General features: G+C 61.3%; 18 protein-coding genes. 7 read left to right on the top strand and 11 right to left on the bottom strand.

The window, feature by feature from the left end:
- The first annotated feature begins 166 nt into the window (after positions 1-166).
- Complete coding sequence (locus NA8A_RS13355) at positions 167-1,648, top strand: M48 family metalloprotease (protein ID WP_009450840.1); 1,482 nt, start codon at positions 167-169, stop codon at positions 1,646-1,648.
- 165 nt (positions 1,649-1,813) lie between these two features.
- Here the strand turns inward: NA8A_RS13355 and NA8A_RS13350 are convergent, their stop codons facing one another.
- The 7 genes from NA8A_RS13350 to NA8A_RS13320 all read right to left on the bottom strand — a co-directional run bounded on the left by NA8A_RS13350 (position 1,814) and on the right by NA8A_RS13320 (position 10,972).
- Entirely contained in the window at positions 1,814-2,671 is an 858-nt protein-coding gene (locus tag NA8A_RS13350; RefSeq protein WP_009450839.1) for an RNA polymerase factor sigma-32, read from the bottom strand.
- Positions 2,672-3,111: 440 nt separating this feature from the next.
- Positions 3,112-3,681 (bottom strand): CarD family transcriptional regulator, encoded by a 570-nt coding sequence (locus NA8A_RS13345; RefSeq protein WP_009450838.1) that lies wholly within the window; start codon positions 3,679-3,681, stop codon positions 3,112-3,114.
- 537 nt (positions 3,682-4,218) lie between these two features.
- Positions 4,219-4,557: a ferredoxin FdxA gene (gene fdxA, locus NA8A_RS13340; RefSeq protein WP_009450837.1), complete on the bottom strand. Its 339-nt coding sequence runs from the start codon at positions 4,555-4,557 to the stop codon at positions 4,219-4,221.
- A 264-nt stretch (positions 4,558-4,821) separates the two neighbouring features.
- Positions 4,822-5,217, bottom strand: coding sequence for an RNA-binding S4 domain-containing protein (locus NA8A_RS13335; protein WP_009450836.1), 396 nt, complete (start codon positions 5,215-5,217; stop codon positions 4,822-4,824).
- A 4-nt stretch (positions 5,218-5,221) separates the two neighbouring features.
- On the bottom strand, positions 5,222-8,230 hold the full coding sequence (locus tag NA8A_RS13330; protein WP_009450835.1) for a helicase-related protein: 3,009 nt from the start codon (positions 8,228-8,230) through the stop codon (positions 5,222-5,224).
- A gap of 715 nt (positions 8,231-8,945) precedes the next feature.
- Complete coding sequence (gene phbB, locus NA8A_RS13325) at positions 8,946-9,665, bottom strand: acetoacetyl-CoA reductase (RefSeq protein ID WP_009450834.1); 720 nt, start codon at positions 9,663-9,665, stop codon at positions 8,946-8,948.
- A gap of 122 nt (positions 9,666-9,787) precedes the next feature.
- The gene (locus NA8A_RS13320; RefSeq protein ID WP_009450833.1) at positions 9,788-10,972 is read right to left on the bottom strand and encodes an acetyl-CoA C-acetyltransferase; all 1,185 of its coding nucleotides are present in this window, start codon (positions 10,970-10,972) and stop codon (positions 9,788-9,790) included.
- Between the two features lie 481 nt (positions 10,973-11,453).
- On the opposite strand from NA8A_RS13320, the gene phaR reads away from it, so the two are divergent.
- A complete protein-coding gene (phaR, locus tag NA8A_RS13315) occupies positions 11,454-12,059 on the top strand; it encodes a polyhydroxyalkanoate synthesis repressor PhaR (protein WP_009450832.1) in 606 nt (201 codons plus the stop codon).
- A 63-nt stretch (positions 12,060-12,122) separates the two neighbouring features.
- Here the strand turns inward: phaR and rpmF are convergent, their stop codons facing one another.
- Both rpmF and mtgA read right to left on the bottom strand, forming a co-directional pair.
- Positions 12,123-12,305, bottom strand: coding sequence for a 50S ribosomal protein L32 (gene rpmF, locus NA8A_RS13310; protein ID WP_008596866.1), 183 nt, complete (start codon positions 12,303-12,305; stop codon positions 12,123-12,125).
- A 169-nt stretch (positions 12,306-12,474) separates the two neighbouring features.
- Entirely contained in the window at positions 12,475-13,200 is a 726-nt protein-coding gene (gene mtgA, locus NA8A_RS13305) for a monofunctional biosynthetic peptidoglycan transglycosylase (protein WP_009450831.1), read from the bottom strand.
- Positions 13,201-13,368: 168 nt separating this feature from the next.
- Here mtgA and NA8A_RS13300 point away from each other — a divergent pair, with 168 nt between their 5' ends.
- Positions 13,369-14,286: a polyprenyl synthetase family protein gene (locus NA8A_RS13300; protein ID WP_009450830.1), complete on the top strand. Its 918-nt coding sequence runs from the start codon at positions 13,369-13,371 to the stop codon at positions 14,284-14,286.
- A gap of 59 nt (positions 14,287-14,345) precedes the next feature.
- Here NA8A_RS13300 and ispG read toward each other — a convergent pair whose 3' ends face one another.
- Positions 14,346-15,623, bottom strand: a complete 1,278-nt coding sequence (gene ispG / locus NA8A_RS13295; protein WP_009450829.1) for a flavodoxin-dependent (E)-4-hydroxy-3-methylbut-2-enyl-diphosphate synthase — start codon at positions 15,621-15,623, stop codon at positions 14,346-14,348.
- Positions 15,624-15,798: 175 nt separating this feature from the next.
- Between ispG and NA8A_RS13290 the strand changes: the two genes are divergently transcribed.
- From NA8A_RS13290 to NA8A_RS24695, 4 genes are all read left to right on the top strand, one after another.
- Positions 15,799-16,596: a 3-hydroxybutyrate dehydrogenase gene (locus NA8A_RS13290; RefSeq protein ID WP_009450828.1), complete on the top strand. Its 798-nt coding sequence runs from the start codon at positions 15,799-15,801 to the stop codon at positions 16,594-16,596.
- 216 nt (positions 16,597-16,812) lie between these two features.
- Positions 16,813-17,946, top strand: a complete 1,134-nt coding sequence (locus NA8A_RS13285) for an efflux RND transporter periplasmic adaptor subunit (protein ID WP_009450827.1) — start codon at positions 16,813-16,815, stop codon at positions 17,944-17,946.
- A gap of 124 nt (positions 17,947-18,070) precedes the next feature.
- Entirely contained in the window at positions 18,071-21,241 is a 3,171-nt protein-coding gene (locus NA8A_RS13280) for an efflux RND transporter permease subunit (protein WP_009450826.1), read from the top strand.
- A gap of 154 nt (positions 21,242-21,395) precedes the next feature.
- Positions 21,396-21,554, top strand: coding sequence for a DUF3309 domain-containing protein (locus tag NA8A_RS24695; RefSeq protein ID WP_009450825.1), 159 nt, complete (start codon positions 21,396-21,398; stop codon positions 21,552-21,554).
- Positions 21,555-21,562: 8 nt separating this feature from the next.
- On the opposite strand, the gene NA8A_RS13270 is transcribed toward NA8A_RS24695, so the two are convergent.
- Positions 21,563-22,738 carry an MFS transporter gene (locus NA8A_RS13270; RefSeq protein ID WP_040672568.1) on the bottom strand — a complete coding sequence of 392 codons (1,176 nt, stop codon included), beginning with the start codon at positions 22,736-22,738 and terminating at the stop codon, positions 21,563-21,565.
- Positions 22,739-22,819: the final 81 nt, after the last annotated feature.

Below are 22,819 nucleotides of genomic sequence, written 5' to 3'. Positions count from 1 at the left end.
GCGGACAAATTGATTCCTCTTTTTCCCTGCATGTTCTTTTTGCAGCGCCGAATAGGATAAGATGTGCGATGGGGAACCCAATGCGCCGTCACCGCATTGCCGTGACCGTAGAACTGGCAACAAGAACCCGGAAGGACGCGTCCTGTCCACGCGAGCGCTCGCCAAAATGAAATCCGTGTCCGTTGCGCGCCGCCACTCGTTCGGCGCGGCCCTTGCCCTTGTCTTCGCCACGAGCCTTTCCGGCTGTCAGATGATCGACGCCAGCACTGGCGCGTTCATGCCGTCGTCCAACCCGGTCACCGTGGACTCGGTTTCGCGCGGCAACCGGCTTGCCCGTCAGGCGGGTCAGCAGCATCCGCGTATCCTGCAAACCTATGGTGGCGAATATTCCGATCCGAAGCTGGAACGGATGGTCGCAAAAGTGGTCGGCTCCCTGACCTTCGAGGACCAGAACACCGCGCCCGCTTATCGCATCACCATTCTGAATTCGCCGAACGTCAACGCTTTCGCGCTGCCCGGCGGCTATCTCTACGTCACCCGCGGCCTTCTGGCCCTTGCCAATGATTCCGCTGAACTCGCCGCCGTGCTTGCCCATGAGATGGCGCATGTGACTGCCAATCACGGCATCGAGCGCCAGCGCAAGGAAGCCGAGGAAAAGCTCGCCAACAAGGTGGTGACGGAAGTGCTTGGCCAGGATGCCGAGACGCAGTCCGCCCTGGTGCGCGGCAAGCTGCGGCTTGCCCAGTTCTCCCGCAACCAGGAGCTGGAAGCAGACCGCATCGGCATCAAGACCGTGGCGAATTCGGGCTATGACGCGTTTGCGGCAGCGCGTTTCCTGCAGGCCATGGATTCCTATCAGGGTTTTCGCAGCGTGAGCGGTGCGACGGATGCGAGCCTCGACTTCCTCGCCAGCCACCCGAACGCCCCGCGCCGCATCGAGCTTGCTCAGCGCCATGCGCGTGAAATGGAACAGCCCGGCAGCGGCAATCGCGACCGGGATTCCTTCCTCGCAGGTATCGACGGGATGATCTACGGGGACTCCCCCGAAGAAGGCTTCGTTCGCGGGCGCGACTTCCTGCATCCCGGCCTTGGGGTGGCTTTTCGTGTGCCGGATGGCTTCATCATCGACAATTCGGCCAAGGCCGTGACGGCTGTCGGTCCGGGCGACATAGCGATCCGCTTCGACGGCGCGACCGTCCCCGAAAGCACACCGCTGACGCAATATCTGACCAGCGGCTGGGTGGCTGGTCTCGAACCAGGCTCGATCCGTGAATTCACACTCAATGGCCGCCCGGCAGCCAAAGCGCGCGCGGCGGCCGACAACTGGAAGTTCGACGTTACCGTCATCCGCTCCGGAGGGCAGGTTTACCGCCTTCTGACGGCAGCTCCGGCCACCAGCACGGAACTCGATGCAGTTGCGGGCGATGTGGGCCAGACTTTCCGCATTCTCTCGTCGACTGAACGCGCGGCCCTCAAGCCCTTGCGCATTCGCGTCATCACGGTGCAACCGGGCGAAACCCTCGGGTCCCTTGCCGCCCGTATGAAAGGCGTTGATCGCAAGGTAGAACTTTTCCGCCTTCTGAACGCGCTCGGCCCCGGCGGAACGCCGTCGGTGGGAACGAAAGTCAAGATCATCACCGACGAATGAGGAAATCCACCGCGCTGGTGGCGTCGGTCATGCTCCATTGAACGCATGTTTCCCGGGAATGGGAATTTGTTCCAGGATAAGGACATACGCACGAGCGCTGCGCCGTGGTTCGACACGCTCGGCATGCTCATTGGATTTCCGCCGAGCCACTGAAGAACTGCCGGTTCAAGCCGGAGAAACAACAAGCCCCGGATGCGCATTGGAAAGCGCTGTGCGCAGTTTTTCCAGCGCGCGGTTCTCGATCTGCCGCACACGTTCCTTGGAAATACCCAACTCGTTGCCGAGCGCCTCCAGCGTCGCCCCGTCTTCGCTCAGGCGGCGTTCTCGAATGATCTGCAATTCTCGACCGTCGAGCACACCGAGCGCATCGGCCAGCCAGATGGAATGGCGCTCCGCATCGATCTTGTGTTCCACGGTCTCATCAATCGGCGCCTCATCCGAAGGCAGGAAATTCATGCGTTCGGTGCTGTTGTCGCCCTCCTCATGCACGGGTGCGTTCAACGATATGTCAGAGCCGGACAGCCGGGCATCCATCAACGCGACATCGGCCACGGAGACACCCAGTATCTGGGCCGCTTCGCGGTGAATTTCGCTCGCCGTACCCGTACTCTTCTGTAATTTCGCCCGCAGGCGGCGGTAGTTGAAGAAAAGAGCCTTCTGGGCGGAGCTCGTTCCGCCTCGCACGATCGACCAGTTGCGCAAGACATAATCCTGCATGGAAGCCCGGATCCACCACGCCGCGTAGGTGGAAAAGCGAACGCTTCGGGCGGGATCAAAGCGGGCAGCAGCCTCGAGAAGCCCGATATGACCCTCCTGGATAAGATCACCGACCGGCAGCCCGAAATTGCGGAAGCGCGAAGCCATGGCGATCACCAGCCTCATATGCGCGATGGTAATCTCGTGGAGTGCCTGCTGGTCATGCTTCTCGCACCAGCGCTCCGCCAGTTCCTGCTCTTTTTCCGCATTGAGGTAGGGCGCCTTCATGGCCGCCCGAACGAGTTTCCGTTCTGCCAGGTCCTGCATGGTGCCGTTCTCCGCGTTCGCTGCGCCAGCCCGCAGTCACTGCGAGTGGTGACGCTTTCCAGGCAGTGCGCATCGGCGCGCCAGTGCGCGGCTCGATTGCGCGGCTCATCTGTAAGAACGCCCCTGACACCCGAACGGATCACGCAAGGGCGTCAAATGACGGATGTCCTGCGAACCGGTCATGAAAATGGCCGGCCTTTGCGGACATCACCTGAAGTAACGTGACGAAATGAGAAAAAGTTCCAGCGCGACCAGGCGCACATTCCAGCAACCTACGCATGTCTCCCGGAAGTGGGAGCTGGTTCCGGGATGAAGAGATGGGTAAGATCAAGGACTTAAAGCGTAAGGGGCGAACCTGAAAGATCGCGTCGCGCTTTAGCCAAACAAAAAACCCGGCCTCGAAAGACCGGGTTTCGCAAAAGCAGTTTAGGAGGGTTGGCTTATGCAGCCTCTTCCTTCTCGGCTTCCTCATTATCGGCCTTGCCGCGGCGCGGACCCTTGTTGAGGTTGACCTCGATGAGGCGAACCGCCTCGGTCTCCGACATCCGGTTCACGGCAGCGATCTCGCGCGCCATACGGTCGAGCGCTGCTTCATAAAGCTGACGCTCCGAATAGGACTGCTCCGGCTGGTTGTCGGCACGGTACAGGTCGCGCACCACCTCGGAGATGGAAATGAGATCGCCCGAATTGATCTTCGCATCATATTCCTGCGCGCGGCGCGACCACATGGTGCGCTTCACGCGGGCACGGCCCTGAACGACCTTGAGGGCGCGGTCGACATAATCCGTCTCGGAAAGCTTGCGCATGCCGATAGAGGTTGCCTTTGCAACCGGCACCTTGAGGCGCATCTTGTCCTTCTGGAAATCGATGACGAACAATTCCAGCTTGTGACCGGCGACTTCCTGCTCTTCGATTGTGACGATTTGCCCGACGCCATGCGCCGGATACACAATAAACTCGCCAGTCTTGAATCCCTGGCGCTGCGCCGATTTCTTCTGCTGGGTGGTCATCCGCCTAACACTCCTGTTCTTAGCCCACCGCCCCGAAAACCGGAGCTGGCTTTCGGAAAGCGCGATGCGCAAATTCAATAACTTACAGCTGCCTTTGTGCACTCAAGAGAACGCACAGCGCTGTAAAGGGATCGCAGCATCGCCAAAGGCAAGACCAACGACCCGGTCGCCAACCGGCCTGTCGGGCACAAGGAAAGTGCAACTCCGGAGAGATTAAAATCGCGCCTGCACCGAAGGCCCGATACTCAAACCAAAACAACCTGACCCAGAATGTTCTGGTCCGGAATTGAGCCCCACTTTCAGTGATGAGTTCGTGTGCGCGCCATAAAAAGACGTTTTGTCACCGGCATGATAAATTGAACCTATCACAAAAAGCTGAAAGAATCAACAATTTGCCGCATGCGCACAGTTGTCGCGGCAAAACACTGCTGCGCGACATCCATTCATGCCGGTTCTTGTTCTTGCCCGAGGTTCCCGAATTACGGGAACCATATTCCGGAAATGGCACGAAGCCGATCCGGCGGTCACATGGGCAGGCTAGTCGCCCTCGCCCGGCTCCGGCGAGAAGTATTTTTCATACTTGCCTTCGACCCCGTCGAATTCCTTCGCATCGGCCGGCGGCTCTTTCTTGGCCGTGATGTTCGGCCATTTTTCCGCATATTCGGCATTGATCTGCAACCACTGGTCTAGGCCCGGCTCAGTATCGGGCTTGATGGCTTCTGCCGGACATTCGGGTTCGCAAACGCCGCAATCGATGCACTCGTCGGGATGAATGACGAGCATGTTGTCGCCTTCATAGAAACAGTCCACCGGACAGACTTCTATACAGTCCATATACTTGCACTTGATGCAATTGTCGGTGACGATATAGGTCATTGGCGCTCTCGGCTGACAGCATTCACGAATGTCGAGTGGTGAGGTAACCCCTTTGCAAGGCCGTTGCAAGGCCCGTTGTTGCGCCGCAATCGTCGCAGGGGGAATGACTTTTCAAAGCCCGGTCAATCGTGGCCCAGTCGATATTGGCAGGGCCGAAATTCTCCAAACGCTCCAGCAGGCTTGAAGACAGCAATCGCCAGCCTCGACTGGCCGGGAATTTTGCAGCGAGGCACAAAACACCGCCCCTTGCGAGACGGTGCAGATCTATTGCCCATCTCGCCAGCGGTCGAGCAGGCGACGGTCTCTCTTCGTCGGGCGCCCGGTTCCGGGGTCTCGCGCCGCGACAGCCGTTTCCGCGCCTGGCCCCGTCGCCGACGGCATTGGCGAAAGATCTTCGTATAAGAGACGCGCTTCCTCGGCAGGTCCCCGGCGCGTGCCCGGCGCCAGCACGCGATAGACGAGAACACGACGCTCAAGGGTGATGGTCAGCACATCCCCCGGCTTCACCGCATAGGCAGCCTGCTCGATCTTGTTGCGGTTAACCCGCACGCCGCCCGCCTGCGCGAGTTTGGCGGCAAGCGAGCGCGACTTCACGACACGCGCAAAAAACAGCCACTTGTCGATGCGCTGGCGCTCGGTGGCTGCTTCTGCTGGCGGCATGAACCTACTTCTTCAGCTGTTCCTTGAGTGCGGCCAGCTTCGCGAAAGGCGAATCCGGATCGATGCGAACCGGACGCTCCTCGCGCTGACGCTGCGGCGCGCCCTTGTGCTTGGCGCCGTGCTTGTCGCCGTCGCGCACACGCGGCTTGCCGCGATGCGGAGCACCGCCGTCCCGCTGTTCGCGCCCACCGCCAGGCCGGCCATGACGCTCGCCACCCTTGCCCGTCGGCCTCTGGCCCTGACGCTTGCGCGGTCCGTCAAAGCGCCCCTGGCGCCACAGAAGAACCGGCTTCGGCTCCTCCTCAGGCGCGGCCTCTCCAGCCGAAGCCACCTCGGTGTCGGCAGCCGGCGCTTCCACCACAGCAGCCTCGCTCGAAACCGGCGCGCTCTCGACAGCCTCTGCCGGCTTTTCGGCCTCCTGCTCAGGCGACGCTTCCGAAACAGCCTCGCCTGCATCGGCCGAAACCTCGGTCGCTTCGGTGGAAGCCGCCTGCGGCGCGGCTGGGGTCTGCGCAGCATCTTCCAGAGACTTCAGATGCGCAGCGACCTCCTCGGCAGGCTTCGGCTCCCCACGGTAACCGAGCCCCTTTAGAATCGCTTCCATATCGTCGGCTGTCGCCCCAAGGATCGACATCATGGCGGGCGTCACCACGAAGGCCCCGCCATCATAGCCGCCATCCGGCCGCGAGCCGGTGCCCGGCTTCCAGGCCAGCGCCGGACGAATGAGATCGGCAAGCCGCTCCAGAATATCGACGCGCACCGCGCGGCGTCCCAGATTGCGATAACCCGCCAGACCATAGAAGGCGCGCTCGAAACTGGGTTCCGAAACGATTGAGGTACGGCCGGCAGAAAGCGCAGCCACCACATCGCCAAAGCCTGGCTTGTCCTTGGCATCGTTCTTCAGCGCCCAAAGAAGCGTCATGAGCCCTGCCGGTGCCGGTTTGATGAGCGCCGGCACAAAGATATGATACGCGCCGAAGCGCACGCCCAGACGGCGCAGCGCAGCGCGCGCATCCTGATCGAGCGCCCGCACATCCTCGGCAACATTGCGGCGATTGAGCAGGCCGAAATTCTCCGCGAGCTGGAACGCGATGCCGCGCGCCATGCCGGAAAGGCTTTCCGAATCTCTGAGATCGATCAGCGGTTTCAAGAGCGATTCGATCTGGAAGGACACGAAACGCTCGACGCGGGCGGCAACCTTGTCACGCGACGCGCCGGTAAGCTGCTCGTCCGCCAGAAGCACCGCGCGGGGCTTGAGCGCCTCTTCGCCGGCAACCAGCGTCGCCACCGGCTGTCCAAGCCAACGCACGAAACCGTCGGAATCCAACGCCAAGTCGCCATTCGCGCATGCAGCGAAACGATCCGCGCGCGCCTCGAACTCGACAGCCAGGGCCTTCTGCGCAGCAGTCTTCACCGCGCGTGCATCCTCTCCCTCCGCCGAACGGTCGGCGGTGAAGCGGAACCCCTGCATTTCCCCAACATGATGTCCCTCGACCAGCACTTCGCCAACGGGACTGACTTCTGCTTCCGGCATTGCATTCTCTCTCAGACGCTTCATGAGCACGGAAGTCCTGCGGTCCACGAAGCGTTTCGTCAATCGCTCATGCAACGCATCGGACAGACTGTCCTCAATCTCGCGTGTTTTTTCTTGCCAGTGTGTCGGATTGGCCAGCCACCCCGGCCGGTGTGAAACGAAGGTCCAGGTGCGGATTTGCGCGATCCGCTGCGACAATGCGTCGATATCACCCTCAGTGGAAGAGGCCCGCTGCACCTGATCTGCCATATAATCTTCATCAACGTGGCCTAAACGCGCCAGGTCGCTGAACACCGCGCTCACAAGCTCGGCATGTTGGGCGGGTGCTATCTTTCGATAGTCCGGCAGGGCGCATGCATCCCACAGAAGCGCAACACGCTCCCGGCCATGCGCCAGTTTCAGGACCTCATCTTCCCGCGACAGATAGTCGAGCACCCGGGCGTCGGCCGCAGGCAGGGCCCGCGTCAGCCCCTCGACCGGCGGCGGCGTATCCAGCGAGGCCTTCAACGCATCGACGCTTGCGAAGTCGAAATTCGCGGTACGCCACTGCAGAACCTTTGCCGGCTCGAACTGATGCGCCTCGATCCGCTGCACCAGATCGTCCGGGAAAGGGTCGACCTGCCCCGTCACCCCAAAGGTGCCGTCGCGCAGGTGCCTGCCCGCACGGCCCGCAATCTGCCCGAGTTCCGCCGCGTTGAGATCGCGATACTGGAACCCGTCGAACTTGCGGTTCTGGGCAAAGGCGACATGGTCGACATCCAGATTGAGCCCCATCCCGATGGCGTCCGTGGCCACCAGATAGTCCACATCGCCCGACTGGTAGAGCGCAACCTGCGCATTTCGCGTTCTCGGACTGAGCGCGCCCAGAACGACGGCCACGCCGCCGCGCTGACGGCGGATCAGTTCGCCGATGGCATAGACCTCGTCGGATGAGAAAGCCACGATGGCCGAGCGGCGCGGGAGCCGCGTGATCTTGCGCGATCCGGCATAGGTCAAGACCGACATGCGCGGCCGGGTGATGACCGAAAGGCCAGGCAGAAGCTTCTCGAGAATGCCGCGCATGGTGCCGGCTCCCAGAAGCAGGGTCTCCTGCCGCCCCCGCAAATGCAGGATACGATCGGTGAAGATGTGCCCGCGCTCGAGATCCGCCGCAAGCTGCACCTCGTCGATGGCAACGAATGCGGCATCCGTCTCGCGAGGCATCGCCTCGACTGTACAGACCGAGTATCGCGCGCCGGGCGGCGTGATTTTCTCCTCGCCCGTGATGAGAGCGACATTCGCCTCGCCGACCTTGGCGGCCACACGTGCATAAACCTCGCGCGCCAGAAGGCGCAACGGCAGGCCGATGACGCCCGTGTGATGAGCGACCATGCGTTCGATGGCAAGATGCGTCTTGCCCGTATTGGTGGGCCCGAGGATTGCCGTCACATCTCGACCGGACAGCGCCTGCGGCCTGTTTGTATTTATCTGGAGAATCATAAGGCCCGGGAAGCCGTCTTCCTCAGCAACAAAATGAGTTTCTTCGGTACCACGCTTTGCATGGTTATTCCAAGGTGCCAGTTTCGCCCTGCAGATATCCCCTGCCCAGCAAAGCGAAGCCACCCGTTTTCTCGTGGATCTCCGCGGTGAAATCCGTTCCACGTTAAGGTTTGGAACGAGTCTGGAACGAATCAGCGACGAATCACTGACTTTTGCAAGTTCCCCATTCGTTCACCACAACATATAGGCAATTGGAACCGACCCATACCGAAATGCTGAATCGCCGCGACTTGCTTCAAGACATAAATCCCTTAGCTGCGTTAACTTTTGGAAGTCCGGCCACGGCAGCCGTTCCAGCGCTGCGTTTAAGCTTAAGAATTCGTTAGGAAATCCCAACGAATTGTAAACTTCGTGCGGCATTGCGTGCTTTCGAGGATTAACACTTCGATCAAAGGCGGAACGAATCGGCGACGAATCAGTGACGGGCAGATGTTCCCGTTTCGTTTCCACCTACATCTTGTGGTTTCCACAGGACACAAACAGACGAGGCACATCTTGTCCACAGGGTTCGGAACCGCCATCCGGAACTTCATTAAGACTTATGTATCATCCTGATACACATTCTTTTTGCAGAAGCACCCGAACCTCTTTCCACAAAAGCCCCCGCCGGCATGAACCGGCGGGGGCTTTTTGAATCGAATCCGTTTTTAAGCGATCAGACGATGTACTGGCCGCCATTCACTGTGAGTGTGGAGCCGGTGATGAAGCCCGCCTCGTCCGAGGCAAGGAACAGAACAGAGCGGGCGATTTCCGGGGCCTCACCCAATCGACCCACGGGAATCTGCGCGACGATCTTCTCACGCACGGCTTCAGGCACCGCCATCACCATATCGGTGGCGATATAGCCGGGGCAGATCGCATTGACCGTCACGCCGAAGCGGGCGGCCTCCTGGGCCAGAGCCTTGGTAAAACCGATCTCGCCCGCCTTCGCCGCCGAATAGTTGGTTTGCCCCATCTGTCCCTTTTGGCCGTTGATGGAGGAGATGCTCACGATGCGGCCAAATTTGCGCTCGCGCATTCCCGCAAACACCTGATGCGTCATGTTGAAGATGCCGTTGAGGTTGACGTTGATCACCGCCTGCCAATCCTCAGGCGTCATCTTGTGAAACATCACGTCGCGCGTGATACCGGCATTGTTGACCAGCACGTCGACAGGGCCGAAATCAGCTTCCACTGCCTCCACGCCCTTGGCGCATTGGTCGTAATCGGCCACGGACCATTTATAGGATTTGATACCCGTTTCCTCGCTGAAGCGCGCTGCCGCTTCGTCATTGCCGGCATAATTGGCTGCTACCTTGTAGCCCGCATCCTGCAACGCCTTTGCAATCGCAGCGCCAATGCCGCGCGTACCGCCCGTAACCAGTGCCGTTCTCATGAGGATCGCCTCCCTGATATGTGTTCGCCGCAATGTTCCCCGCCGCACCGCTCTAGTTTTGCCTGAGCCGTTTCGACAAGCCGGCGCGCAGACGGCGAATCCACCGCACGCCGGCTAAAATCCTACAGCGCTTCCACGCACATGGCGACGCCCATCCCGCCACCGATGCAAAGCGTGGCCAGACCCTTGCGCGCGCCGCGGCGACGCATTTCGTAGACCAGTGTGTTGAAAATGCGGGCGCCCGAAGCACCGATCGGATGCCCGATGGCAATGGCGCCGCCATTGACGTTCACGATATCCGTATTCCAGCCCATGCCCTTGTTCACCGCGCAGGCCTGTGCCGCGAATGCCTCATTGGCTTCCACGAGATCCAGGTCCTCAGCCTTCCAGCCTGCCTTCTCCAGCGCACGGCGCGAAGCAGGGATGGGGCCAGTTCCCATGACAGCCGGGTCGACGCCGGCAGTTGCCCAGGAAGCGACGCGCGCGAGCGGCTGAAGGCCGCGGCGCGCGGCCTCGCTCTCGCGCATCAAAAGAACGGCTGCCGCGCCATCGTTGAGACCCGAAGCATTGCCCGCCGTCACGCTGCCTTCCTTGTCGAAAGCCGGGCGCAGCTTCTGCATCCCCTCGAGCGTTGCGCCGTAACGGATATACTCATCATCCGAGACGACAACATCGCCTTTGCGCGACTTGATCGTCACCGGAATGATTTCGTCCTTGAAGCGGCCAGCCTTCTGCGCGGCTTCCGCCTTGTTTTGCGAGGCAAGCGCGAATTCGTCTTGCTGCTCACGCGTGATCTGGAATTCCTTGGCAACGTTCTCGGCGGTGATGCCCATATGATAGCCGTTGAAGGCGTCCCACAGACCATCCCGTATCATGGTGTCGATCAGCGAATAATCGCCCATCTTCACCCCGCTGCGCAGATGCGCGCAATGGGGCGAAAGCGACATCGATTCCTGCCCCCCGGCGATGATGATATCTGCATCCCCGGTGGCGATCTGCTGCATGCCGATGGCGATAGTGCGCAGTCCCGAGCCACAGACCTGGTTCAGCCCCCATGCCGTGGTCTCCTTGGGAAGCCCGGCGGCAATGGAAGCCTGGCGTGCCGGATTCTGCCCCTGCCCGGCAGTCAGCACCTGGCCAAGAATGACCTCATCGACCTCTTCCGGCGCAACACCCGAGCGCTGCAGCACTTCGCGGATGACGGTCGTGCCGAGATCATGCGCTGGCACGTTGGCGAAGGAACCGTTGAAGGAACCGACCGGCGTGCGGGCGGCGCTGGCAATCACGATGGCATCGGCAGTGGACATGGAAAGCTCCCTTGAGACAGTCATATGCATGCATTTATGGAGGCCTTGCGACAGGCCCCGCTTTTCTCCATTTGTCGCGGCTTCCCAGGCACAAGTCAAACGGATGTGTGCACTGCGGCATCAGCATGTGCCGTAAAGAGGGGCACCTACTCTTCGCCGGCGCACAAAGCGCTTTCAATCGCCCTGATTTTGGGCATATCCTGACAGCTGGCGGCCACGAAATGGTTTCTCATGCCTTTCGTGGCGGGGGCCTCCAACGGAATGGTCATTGCAGATCGGCCATTTCGGGAGAGTGCTCCCAGTCCTTGAAATCCAGCATCGCGGCGCGGCAGAGGCCAGACCCGATGTGCCAGCATAGCAGGCCGGGCCCGCTGGTCCGGCTGCCGTCTCATGACGGAGAGAACAGAGTAGTGGGGCAAGCCGGTCCGATGTTGAAAGCCCGGCCAACGTCCCAGGAAACCGTGCTACGGGGAGGTCAGTAATGCCAGCCAAGGACGACCCGATCGTCATCAAGAAATATGCCAACCGCCGCCTCTACAACACGGGCACCAGCACCTATGTGACGCTGGAAGATCTGGCCGAGATGGTCAAGCGTGACGAGGATTTCGTCGTGCAGGACGCCAAGTCCGGCGAAGACATCACCCACTCGGTTCTGACGCAGATCATCTTCGAGCTGGAGAATGACCGCAACGGCCAGAACATGCTGCCCGTCTCTTTCCTGCGCCAGTTGATCTCCTTCTACGGCGACCAGATGCAGATGGTTGTGCCGAGCTTTCTGGAGCAATCCATGCTCGCCTTCTCCAAGGAGCAGGAGCGTCTGCGCGAGCAGATGAGCAAGGCTTTTGGAACACCGTCCATGGACATGATGGGCATGTCCGCCCAGATGAAGATGGTGGAGGAACAGACGCGTCGAAACATTGAAATGTTTCAAAATGCCATGCGCATGTTCTCTCCTACAGCGCCTGCCGCCTCGCCTGCCCGCGAGAGCGAAACACCATCCGAAGGCGGTCGTTCCGACGACCTCAGGGAGTTACGCGACCAGATCGCGGCCATGCAGCGCAAGATCGATTCCATGGGCGACGGCTGATATCCGCAAAAACAAAAAGACCGGCCAGTGGCCGGTCTTTTTTTCATACTCGAAGCAGAACGCTTATGCGTCCTTGGGCTCCAGAACCTGGCGGCCGCGATACATGCCGGTCTTCAGATCGACATGGTGCGGACGGCGCAGTTCGCCCGAATTCTTGTCCTCGACATAGGTCGGGGCCTTGATCGCGTCAGCCGAGCGACGCATGCCGCGCTTCGACGGCGAGGTTTTCCTTTTTGGTACAGCCATTGTCCTGCTCCGCTAAATCGGTCATCCGCTAAATCGACAAAAGGCCGTTGCGGCCCTTCGATCCAGGGCCCAGCATTTCGTCCGGGAATTGGAAGTCGGCGTGCCTATACACGCCCAAACGGCTTTTGGCCAGTGGGGTACCGCTTTTTTTCGCGTCGCAGCCGCTATCTCACCGCTTCAGGCAGCCCACATAACCGCCGGCACGCTGTGCCCGCCGCTCGATATTGGCGGCAAGCCGGTTGAGCCCGCCGGAGGGTTTGGCCGGGTTGCGGGCATGCGGATTGGGCAGGGTGACGGCCAGAAGTGCGGCCTGCCTGCGCGTCAGGTTCTTGGCCGAACGCCCGAAATAGTGTTGTGCGGCAGCTTCCGCGCCGTAGATATTTGGGCCCCACTCGGCAATGTTGAGATAGATTTCCATGATGCGGTGCTTCGGCAGGATCACATCGATATAAAGCGCCAGCGGCAGTTCCAACCCCTTGCGGATGAAGGAGCGCCCCTGCCACAGGAAAAGGTTCTTGGCCGTCTGCATAGGGATTGTCGAGGCCCCTCGCGCCGCTTCACCGGAAAGAGCGTCGTTGATGACCGTGTTGAGAGCCCCCCAATCCACCCCGCCATGGCTGCAGAACTGCCCGTCTTCCGACATCATCACCGAATACTGGATCAGGGTCCCCATATCCTCAAGCGACGTCCATTTCCTGTCATAGCCGGCAAAAGTGGCGAGATCCTTCACCATGAGGGTCGATATCGGATGCACGACAGGCACGCGGTACAGCAGCGTCAACGCCGCCGGAATGAAGGCAAGCAGCGCAAGCACGACCACGACACGCCGCAAGAGCCAGCCGAGCCGCCCGCGCGTCGTTCTGCCACGACCGTTTCGGCTCCTGCCTCGCGCCATCGTCCTTCTTTCGGGTTCGACCGTTGGTCCGCTCACCCTTTTCCCCGGTTGAAGCCAGCTTGGGCTTTCCGCATAACCTCCCATGGACGGCGGCGCAATGCCAGCTATTGCCTGAGCGCGACACAAACGGGACTTGACCCACAGCGCCTTTGCGCTATCGCTCCGCCCATGAACGAGACAACAACGCCCCCTTTCGAGATCAAGCTCGCCGTCAGCGCCGAGATGGTCGAGGACACGCTGCGCCGTCTGCTGGATACGCGCCCGCTTGAAGGCGAGGTTGCACGCCCGCAACGCCTGCTCGACGCCATGCGGCATGGCGTGCTCAACGGGGGGAAGCGGCTGCGCCCGTTCCTGGTCCTGGAAACGGCCTCCTTGTTCGACGCGCAGGGTGAGGCCGCGCTGCGCGTGGCGGCGGCGCTTGAATGCGTGCACTGCTACTCGCTGGTTCATGACGACCTGCCGGCCATGGACGACGACGACCTTCGGCGCGGCCAGCCGACCGTTCACCGCGCCTTCGACGAGGCCACCGCCATTCTGGCCGGCGACAGCCTCCTCACCTATGCCTTCGACATCATCGCTGACGACGCCACCCTGCTTTCCGCGGAAAAACGCCTTGCCCTCACCCTGCGCCTCGCCCGTGCAGCGGGCATCGGCGGCATGGCCGGCGGGCAGGCACTGGATCTGGCAGCCGAAGGCGAGACGCTCGCCGAAGAAGAAATATTGCGTCTTCAGGCCATGAAGACGGGGGCACTGATCCGCTATGCGTGCGAAGCAGGCGCAATCATCGGCAGCGGAAACGATGCGGATCGTGAAAGACTGGGCGAATTCGGCGCCGCAATCGGGCTCGCCTTCCAGCTCGCCGACGATCTGCTTGATCTGACAGCCAGCAGCGAAGCCATGGGCAAGGCCACAGGCAAGGATGCCGCCGCCGGCAAGGCGACGCTGGCCAGCCTTCACGGTATCGATTGGACACGGGCACAACTCCGCGGACTGGTCGCACAGGCCCGCGATATTCTCGCGCCTTATGGCGAGGAAGCCGAAGGACTGCGCCAAGCCGCGCTCTTCGTCGCCGAACGGCAGAACTGACAACAGGTTTTGTCCGCAGAGATATCCCGGCGCAACGGCTGGCTGGTGAAGCCAAAACCTCAGTCGCCGGCGCGCGCAGAGCCGAAGCGCTGCTCGATATAGTCGCCCACCATCTTCTCGAACTCCTCGGCGATACCCGTACCACGCAGCGTCGCCGCCTTCCGGCCGTCAATAAAGACGGGAGCTGCCGGCGTCTCACCGGTTCCGGGAAGGGAAATGCCGATATCGGCATGCTTCGATTCGCCCGGTCCGTTGACGATGCAGCCCATGACAGCGACCTTCAGCGCCTCGACGCCGGGATATTTCTTGCGCCAGACCGGCATGTTCTTGCGCAGATCGCCCTCGATCTTCTGTGCAAGCTCCTGGAACACGGTCGAGGTCGTGCGCCCGCATCCCGGGCACGCCGCCACCACCGGCAGAAACTGGCGAAAACCCATGGTCTGCAACAATTCCTGCGCCACCTGTACTTCGCGCGTGCGGTCGCCGCCGGGCTCGGGCGTCAGCGAAATCCGGATCGTGTCGCCGATCCCCTGTTGCAGGAGAATACCCATCGCAGCCGACGAGGCGACAATGCCCTTCGTGCCCATGCCGGCCTCGGTGAGGCCAAGATGCAGCGAATGGTTGGAACGGCGCGCCAATTCGGTATAGACCGCGATCAGGTCCTGCACCTGGCTGACCTTGGCAGACAGGATGATGCGGTCACGCCCAAGGCCGATCTCTTCGGCAAGTTCGGCCGAGATCAGCGCCGACTGCACGATCGCTTCGCGCGTCACTTCTTCGGCGGTCATCGGAAAACCTCTGGACTGGTTGTCGTCCATCAGGCTCGTCAGCAGTTCCTGATCGAGCGATCCCCAATTGACGCCGATCCGGACCGGCTTGTCATATTTGATCGCCGTTTCGATGATGGCGGCGAACTGCCTGTCCTTCTTGTCCTTGAAACCGACATTGCCCGGATTGATGCGGTATTTGGCGAGCGCCTCCGCGCAGGCGGGGTGGTCAGCAAGCAACTTGTGGCCAATGTAGTGAAAATCGCCGATCAACGGCACGAAGATGCCGACGCGCTCCAGCCGCTCGCGGATTTTCGGCACGGCGGCAGCCGCCTCGTCGCGGTCCACCGTGATGCGCACGAGCTCGGAGCCGGCCCGGTGCAACGCCGCCACCTGCGCCACCGTCCGGTCGACATCGGCCGTATCGGTATTGGTCATCGACTGCACGACAACAGGTGCATCACCGCCGACGATTACGTTGCCGACGGCAACCCCGACAGCGTCGCGGCGCGGAAAAGGCGATGAGAAATAGCCCGTCAATGTCTTGCTGGCCGTGAATGTTCCGGTCATGGGGGAGCATCCCGATTTCAACCGTGTCGGGCCCTGACGTGGCCGAGCGCGGCTCGAATGTCAATGGCGACGATGTCGATTCGTCGGCGCACACTCTGGCCGCTCCCGCTTGACTCAATCTCGTGGCGCGGCTTTGCTGCGTCGCAATATAGCGCCAAGCGACGCAGGTAGCCACATGAGCAAAGCATCGAACCCGGCCCGCAGAACTGCAATCGTGACCGGCTCCACCTCCGGCATAGGACTTGGAATCGCCGAGGCCCTGGCCGCCAGCGGCTGCAACATCGTTCTCAACTCCTTTTCCGACACCGACAGCGACCACGCGCTCGTTCGTGATGTCGCCGACAGGCACGGCGTCGAGGGGGCCTATATCCAGGCGGACATGTCGGATGCGGCGGCGTGCCGCGCCCTGGTGGAACAGGCAGCGCAGCGGTTCGGCACGGTGGACATACTCGTCAATAATGCCGGCATCCAGCATGTTGCCCCGGTCGAGGAGTTCCCCATCGACAAATGGAACGCCATTATCGCGATCAATCTGTCCTCCTCCTTCCACACCATTGCCGCCGCCATCCCGCATATGAAACGCGCCGGCCACGGACGCATCGTTAACATTGCCTCCGCCCACGGTCTGCGCGCATCTCCTTTCAAGTCCGCCTATGTGTCGGCAAAACACGGCGTTCTGGGTCTCACCAAGACCGTCGCCCTTGAACTGGCCGAAGAGAAGATCACCTGCAACGCCATCTGTCCGGGTTATGTTCTGACACCATTGGTGGAAGCGCAGATTCCCGACCAGATGAAGGTGCACCACATGGATCGCGAAACAGTGGTGCGCGAGGTCATGCTTGCACGCCAACCGAGCCGTGAATTCGTTACGGTGGAAGAAATCGGCGGCCTGGTCGTGTTTTTATGCTCCGATCACGCCGCCCAGATCACCGGAGCAGCCTTGCCGGTGGACGGCGGCTGGACAGCGCAGTAAAAGAGCACCCCGCTTTACGTTCCGGTATCTCGCGTTGCGGTTGATGTCAGGAGCGTTGGCCGCTTAACTTTTTTGCAGCTTAACGCTGCGATATGGTTGGGTGTTTTGCGGCTAGCCCATCCGGAGCCAGCCTGCGTGAATTGAAGTCGGTCCGTCGCGTTCCCATATCGCAGCGATCCTTGCTCGTCAGGCCGCCTCGTCGAACTGGAAAACAACATGCCGAAATTACGGTTTCACAAGATTGCCGCAGTCGCAGTTCTCGTCGTCACGGCCGCATGGATTGCGACCGGTGAATTCGCTTCCGTCGGCAGTGCCAACGAGGAAGCCCAAACCATTGCCGAGCGCCCGGAAAACGGGCGAACCGAGGCCCAGGTGGTTATCGTCGCCAAGCCTCCGCGCATCGATCATTCCCGCACGATCCGCGTTTCCGGGCTCACATCGGCCGACAAGCGCACGGCGTTGGCCGCCCGTTCGGGCGGCATCATCGACGATCTGCCCGTCACAAAGGGGCAGCATGTGAAGGCCGGCGACCTGATCCTGCGTCTGGAATCGGAAGGCAAGGAAGCCGCCGTCGAGACCGCCCGTCAGGTCCTGGCGCAGCGCGAAGCCGAAACGGAAGCCGCCAACCGCCTCACGAAAACGGGCAATCTTGCACGCCTCCAGCTCGACAGCGCACGCTCCGCCCTCGCGACGGCGCGTTCACAACTTGAGCTTGCCGAAGCCGAACTGGCCCGCATCACGGTGCGTGCGCCTTTCGACGGCGTCATCGACAAGGTGGATGTGGAGCTCGGCGCCGCCATCATGCAGGGCGCCGAAGTCGCAACGCTTCTCAAGCTCGATCCGATGATCGCGGTCGGCGAAGTGAGCGAAACCGATCTCGGCACGGTCAATACGGGCGATGAGGCCGATGTGCGTCTGGTGAGTGGAAAGACCGTTTCCGGCAAGGTGCGCTTTGTCAGCCGGGAAGCTTCCGAGACGACGCGGACATTCCGCATCGAAGTCGCGATCCCCAACGCCGACGGCGCTATTCCTGCGGGTATGACAGCCGAAATCGACATCCGCGCCGAGCCGCTGGAAGCCGTTGCCCTGCCTCGTTCCGTGGTGACGCTGAGCGAGGATGGCGAACTGGGCGTGCGCGCCGTCGATAGCGATAAGAAGGTTGTTTTCTATCCGATCGATCTCATCGACGACACGCCGCGCGCCCTTTATCTCGCCGGCATTCCGGCCGATGCGCAGATCATTGTCTCCGGTCAGGACCTCGTGACTGAGGGAGACGTGGTCAAACCGCAGCAGGCCGATGAAAAGATGATCCGTGAACTGGCGGGTATGCTCGCCTCGGAAATGAACTGACCGGCAGCGTCCCCTCGCCAGCGAGGGGCTTGTCCGGTTCGACCGATGCAATCCCGCACGGGAAATGGTTTCCGAGTGATCTGGACCGACCCTGCGCGATGAGTGACACACGATTGGAATCCTTATGGATATCGTCCGTATCGCCATCCACAATGCCCGGCTGACTCTCTCGATCCTGCTGTTCTTCGTGATCGCGGGCGCCTTGGCTTATGTCAGCATTCCGAAGGAGGCTGAGCCTGATGTTCCGATTCCGATCATCTATGTGAGCCTTACCTACCAGGGCATTTCGCCGGAGGATTCCGAAAGGCTCCTTCTGCGCCCCGTCGAAACACGACTAAAGAGCCTCGAAGGCGTCAAGGAGATGCGCTCCTCCGCCTATCAGGGCGGCGGTTATGTGCTGGTCGAATTCCAGGCCGGTTACGACTTCTCCAACGCCATCGAGGACGTGCGCGCCAAGGTGGCCGATGCGCGGCGCGAACTGCCGCAAGGCGCAGACGAGCCGACCGTGCACGAGGTCAATATCTCGGAATTCCCGATCCTCGTGGTAACTCTGGCCGGCAATGTCCCTGAACGCGTGTTATCCACCGCCGCGCGCGAGCTGCGCGACCGCATCGAGGAAATTCCGGGCGTGCTCGAGGGCACTCTGCAGGGTTCTCGCGACGAGCTCGTCGAAGTCGTCATCGACCCGATGAAGCTTTCCTCCTATGGCCTCCAGCTCGATCAGCTCATCAATGGCGTTGGCGCATCGAACAGCCTCGTCGCCGCCGGCTCCATCGAAGGGCAGGAAGGCCGCTACGCGGTCAAGGTGCCCTCGCTGATCGAGACGGTCGAGGATGTGGCAAACCTTCCCGTCGTTTCGAGTTCGAATGCGGTCGTGCGCGCGAGAGACCTCGCGGCGATCCGCTCGACCTTCAAGGACGCCGAGACCGTGACCCGGCTCAACGGCAAGAAGGCCATCGCCATCGAGGTGAAGAAGCGTGTGGGGGCCAATCTCGTGGAGACGGTGGACGCCGTGAAGACGGCCGCCAAGACCTTCGAGGAAGGAACCGGCGGCACGATCGCCGTGTCCTACAGCCAGGACAAGTCGGTGATGATCCGCGACATGCTGAGCGATCTTCAGAACCACGTTCTGATCGCCGTGATCCTGGTCTTCATCGTCGTGCTCTACACCTTGTCGGGGCGTGCCTCGCTGCTGATCGGCCTTGCCGTTCCGGCTTCCTTCCTGATGGGCATCTATGCGCTTTCCCTGGGCGGCTTCACCGTCAACATGGTGGTGCTGTTCAGTCTCATTCTGGCGGTCGGCATGCTCGTCGACGATGCGATCATCGTGACCGAGTTCGCCGAGCGGCGAATGACCGAAGGCATGGACAAGGCGCAGGCCTTCGAGCTTGCTGCAAAACGCATGGCCGGACCGGTGATCGCGGCCACCATGACCCGCGTCGCCGCCTTCTCGCCACTCTTGTTCTGGCCGGGCATCGTCGGCGAGTTCATGAAATATCTTCCGATCACGCTGATTGTCACGCTCAGTGCCTCGATGGTTTACGCGCTGATCTTCACGCCCACGCTCGGCGCCCTGTTCGCCAAGGCGCATGTGGAAGAAGAGGAAAAGCCCGACGGGTGGTATATGGGCCTCGTCAAGCAGGCCGTGCGCTTCCCCAAGACCGTCCTGCTTCTCACGGTCGGCCTGCTCGGCGGCGTGATGTACACCTATTCGCAATATGGCGCCGGCGTTGAGTTCTTTCCCAATGTCGAGCCCGAATACGGCCTGATGTATGTCCATGCCCGCGGCAACCTTTCCTTGGACGAAATGGACCGCCTGGTGCTCCCCGCGGAGGAAAAGCTTCTCAACTGGCCCGGCATCGAATCCGTCTATACCCGCGTCGGCAAGACCCGCGGCGGCGGACAGGACATCGATGAGGATGTGATCGGCGTCATCCAGTATGAATTCGTCGATTGGCGCGAACGCGCGCCCGCGAGCGAGATTCTGAACGATCTGCGCGTTGCCCTTCAGGATACGCCCGGTGTCGAGATCGAGGTACGCGTGCCTGACGCTGGCCCCCCCACCGGCCAGCCGATCCAGATTCGCCTCTCGGCCGCCGATCCGACCAATCTGAACGATCAGGCCGCAAACGTGGCCCGCATGATCCGCGACATTCCCGGCGTGATCGACGTTTCGGACGGCCTGCCGCCACCCGGCATCGACTGGGCGATCAATGTGGATCGCGCGAAGGCTGCGCAATACGGCATCAGCCCGGTTGCCGTGGGAACGGTCGTGCAGCTCGTCACCAATGGGCTGAAGCTGTCGGAATACCGGCCAGCCGGCGTCGACGATGCGGTGGACATCCGCCTGCGACTGCCCGAAGACCGGCGAACGCTCGCCACGATGGACCAGTTGCGCGTCCAGACCGCGCAGGGGCCCGTCCCCATTTCCAACTTCGTCACGCGTGAGCCCGAACGTTCGACCGGCATTCTGAACCGCATCGATGGTCAGCGGACCATCGTGGTTTCGGCCAATGTGGCCAGCGGTTATCAGGTCGCAAACGTGCAGGCGGATGTCTCCCGCACGCTCGGTGAAACAGACCTTGGCGCCACCCGTTGGAAACTCGCGGGCTCCAATGAGGAAAGCGAGGAGGCGAGCGCCTTCCTGTCGAAGGCTTTCGGCGCGGCGATCTTCCTGATCTTCATCGTGCTTCTGGCCCAGTTCAACAAGTTCACGAGCGTATTCCTCGTGCTGATGACCGTGGTGATGGCTACCATCGGCGTGTTCCTCGGACTGCTCATCACCGGGCAACCCTTCGGTATCGTGATGTCCGGCATCGGGGTCATCGCACTGGCGGGCGTGGTGGTGAACAACAACATCGTCCTGATCGACACCTATGATCGATTGCGGCACGAGGGCTGGAAGAAGAAGGAAGCCATTCTGCAGACCTGCCGCGAACGCGCCCGCCCGGTCATGCTGACGGCAATTTCCGCCGTGCTCGGTGTTTTGCCCATCGCGTTCGGCCTCGGCCTGGAGCTCTTCGATCATGAGGTGACAATTGGCGCGCCTTCCACTCAGTGGTGGGTCTCGCTGTCGGGCGCCATCGTCTATGGCCTGTCCTTCGCCACGGTGCTGACGCTCATCGTGACACCATCCGCCCTGATGGTGTTTACCCGCGAGACGCTGCCCGCCGGTCAGAAGCGCAGGGGGCTCCTGTCCCGCCTCTTCCGCCGCAAACAGAAGGATGAGGCAGCCGGGCAGGCTAAAGAGAATAATGCGCCTGCGACCGGTGCCTTCCCGAAGGCCGCGGAGTAAGACAGACGACCCGGCGCCTGGCTTCCTGCCCGGCGCCGGTTTCGCGGATAGCCACACAATCGCAATCGAAACACGAACAAATCACAGGCGACGGGAACCCCTTTAGCTTCGCGGCGTTGAACTCTTGCCGTTTCAACCCAGCGAGGAAAAGACCATGTCGCTTGGTACTATTCTGATTATCATTCTGATCCTCATCCTGCTCGGCGCAGTTCCGGCATGGCCGCATTCGCGCAGTTGGGGATATGGTCCGTCGGGAATTCTCGGCCTGATCCTTGTGATCGTGCTGATCCTGATGCTGATGGGCCGGATATGAGCCAGCGTTCAGCCGGCGGTCTCAACCCTGATCCCGTCGGCTGAGCGGACAAGTCTGGCCATCAGAAGCACCACCGCCAGCATTCCCGAGAAGGCGATGAAGATGAGCGAAAAGCCCGTTCGTTCCGCGACGAAACCCACCAGCGACGGCGCAACGAGTATTCCCGAATAGCCGATTGTGGTGACAACGCTCATGCCCGCGCCGGGTGAAAGCCCGGGCTGATTTCCAGCTGCTGAAAAAATGATCGGGACCATATTGGCAATCCCGAGCCCGGCAAAAGCAAAGGCGAACGTTGCAATCAGCGGCGTTGGGGCAAGCCCCGCCCCCAACATGCCAAGCGTCGCAATCATGCCAGAATAACGCAGCGTCTTCACCGCCCCCAGTCGATTGCGCAGGCCATCGCCGGCAAAGCGCATGATCGCCATTGTGCCCGAAAACGCCGTATAGGCCAGGCTTGCTTCCGCAATGCCCGCGCCCATCTCCTGTTTCAGGTAGAGCGCCGCCCAGTCCAGCACCGCGCCTTCCGGCAACATGCAGAACAAGGCAATCACCCCGGTCAGATAGACAAGCGGATTGCGCGGCAACCCCCGCCTTGCCCCTTCGGCACCATGCCCGCCGATCGCCCTTTCCTCGGCAATCAGAAACGGAAGCGCCAGAAGCACCAGTGCCAGACAGAACCCCACGACGAGACCGGCATGCAGTGCATATCCCACCTGTTCGATAAGCAGGCCACCGATGCCGGCTCCGGCAAATCCTCCAAGGCTCCAGAAGCCGTGCGAGGATGACATGATCGCACGCTGGAGGCCACGCTCCACGGCAACCGCATTGGCGTTCATGGAAACATCCATCGCCCCGAGGACCATGCCGAACAGCGCAAGCGCGATGGCCAGCTGCCAGACTTCAGCAGCGATGGCGAGCCCCGCGAAGGAAAGCGCGCACAGGATGGACGCCACCCTGAGTACGGGACGCGATCCGAGCCGCGAGATCAGATAACCGCATGCCGGCATGGCCAGCACCGCGCCGATACCGAAAACGAGGATCAGAAGCCCGATCGCCGTCTCGCTCAGGCCGAAGCGGCTTGCGACCAGCGGAATCTGGGGAGCCCAGCTTCCCACCAGAAACCCGTTCACAAAAAAGCAGGCCGCCACAGCCCACCGGCCCGCGGCCGCACCCTGCATTGACATAACTGGCTCCAAACGCAGCAAAACCGGCTGTCGCCAGCCGGCCTTTCGATTTCTAAATCGATTTAGATAGATGCGTCAATG

This window comes from Nitratireductor indicus C115 (assembly GCF_000300515.1).
Classification (GTDB): Bacteria; Pseudomonadota; Alphaproteobacteria; order Rhizobiales; family Rhizobiaceae; genus Nitratireductor; species Nitratireductor indicus.
This window is presented reverse-complemented; position numbering and strand designations above follow the sequence as displayed.

Excerpts from the sequence above, each read along its gene's own strand:
- NA8A_RS13280 (WP_009450826.1), top strand. The coding sequence starts at position 18,071 with ATGGATATCGTCCGTATCGCCATCCACAATGCCCGGCTGACTCTCTCG.
- ispG (WP_009450829.1), bottom strand. The coding sequence starts at position 15,623 with ATGACCGGAACATTCACGGCCAGCAAGACATTGACGGGCTATTTCTCA.
- NA8A_RS13330 (WP_009450835.1), bottom strand. The coding sequence starts at position 8,230 with ATGATTCTCCAGATAAATACAAACAGGCCGCAGGCGCTGTCCGGTCGA.
- mtgA (WP_009450831.1), bottom strand. The coding sequence starts at position 13,200 with ATGGCGCGAGGCAGGAGCCGAAACGGTCGTGGCAGAACGACGCGCGGG.
- phbB (WP_009450834.1), bottom strand. The coding sequence starts at position 9,665 with ATGAGAACGGCACTGGTTACGGGCGGTACGCGCGGCATTGGCGCTGCG.
- NA8A_RS13345 (WP_009450838.1), bottom strand. The coding sequence starts at position 3,681 with ATGACCACCCAGCAGAAGAAATCGGCGCAGCGCCAGGGATTCAAGACT.
- NA8A_RS13300 (WP_009450830.1), top strand. The coding sequence starts at position 13,369 with ATGAACGAGACAACAACGCCCCCTTTCGAGATCAAGCTCGCCGTCAGC.
- fdxA (WP_009450837.1), bottom strand. The coding sequence starts at position 4,557 with ATGACCTATATCGTCACCGACAATTGCATCAAGTGCAAGTATATGGAC.
- NA8A_RS13290 (WP_009450828.1), top strand. The coding sequence starts at position 15,799 with ATGAGCAAAGCATCGAACCCGGCCCGCAGAACTGCAATCGTGACCGGC.
- NA8A_RS24695 (WP_009450825.1), top strand. The coding sequence starts at position 21,396 with ATGTCGCTTGGTACTATTCTGATTATCATTCTGATCCTCATCCTGCTC.
- NA8A_RS13335 (WP_009450836.1), bottom strand. The coding sequence starts at position 5,217 with ATGCCGCCAGCAGAAGCAGCCACCGAGCGCCAGCGCATCGACAAGTGG.
- rpmF (WP_008596866.1), bottom strand. The coding sequence starts at position 12,305 with ATGGCTGTACCAAAAAGGAAAACCTCGCCGTCGAAGCGCGGCATGCGT.
- phaR (WP_009450832.1), top strand. The coding sequence starts at position 11,454 with ATGCCAGCCAAGGACGACCCGATCGTCATCAAGAAATATGCCAACCGC.
- NA8A_RS13355 (WP_009450840.1), top strand. The coding sequence starts at position 167 with ATGAAATCCGTGTCCGTTGCGCGCCGCCACTCGTTCGGCGCGGCCCTT.
- NA8A_RS13320 (WP_009450833.1), bottom strand. The coding sequence starts at position 10,972 with ATGTCCACTGCCGATGCCATCGTGATTGCCAGCGCCGCCCGCACGCCG.
- NA8A_RS13270 (WP_040672568.1), bottom strand. The coding sequence starts at position 22,738 with ATGTCAATGCAGGGTGCGGCCGCGGGCCGGTGGGCTGTGGCGGCCTGC.
- NA8A_RS13285 (WP_009450827.1), top strand. The coding sequence starts at position 16,813 with ATGCCGAAATTACGGTTTCACAAGATTGCCGCAGTCGCAGTTCTCGTC.
- NA8A_RS13350 (WP_009450839.1), bottom strand. The coding sequence starts at position 2,671 with ATGCAGGACCTGGCAGAACGGAAACTCGTTCGGGCGGCCATGAAGGCG.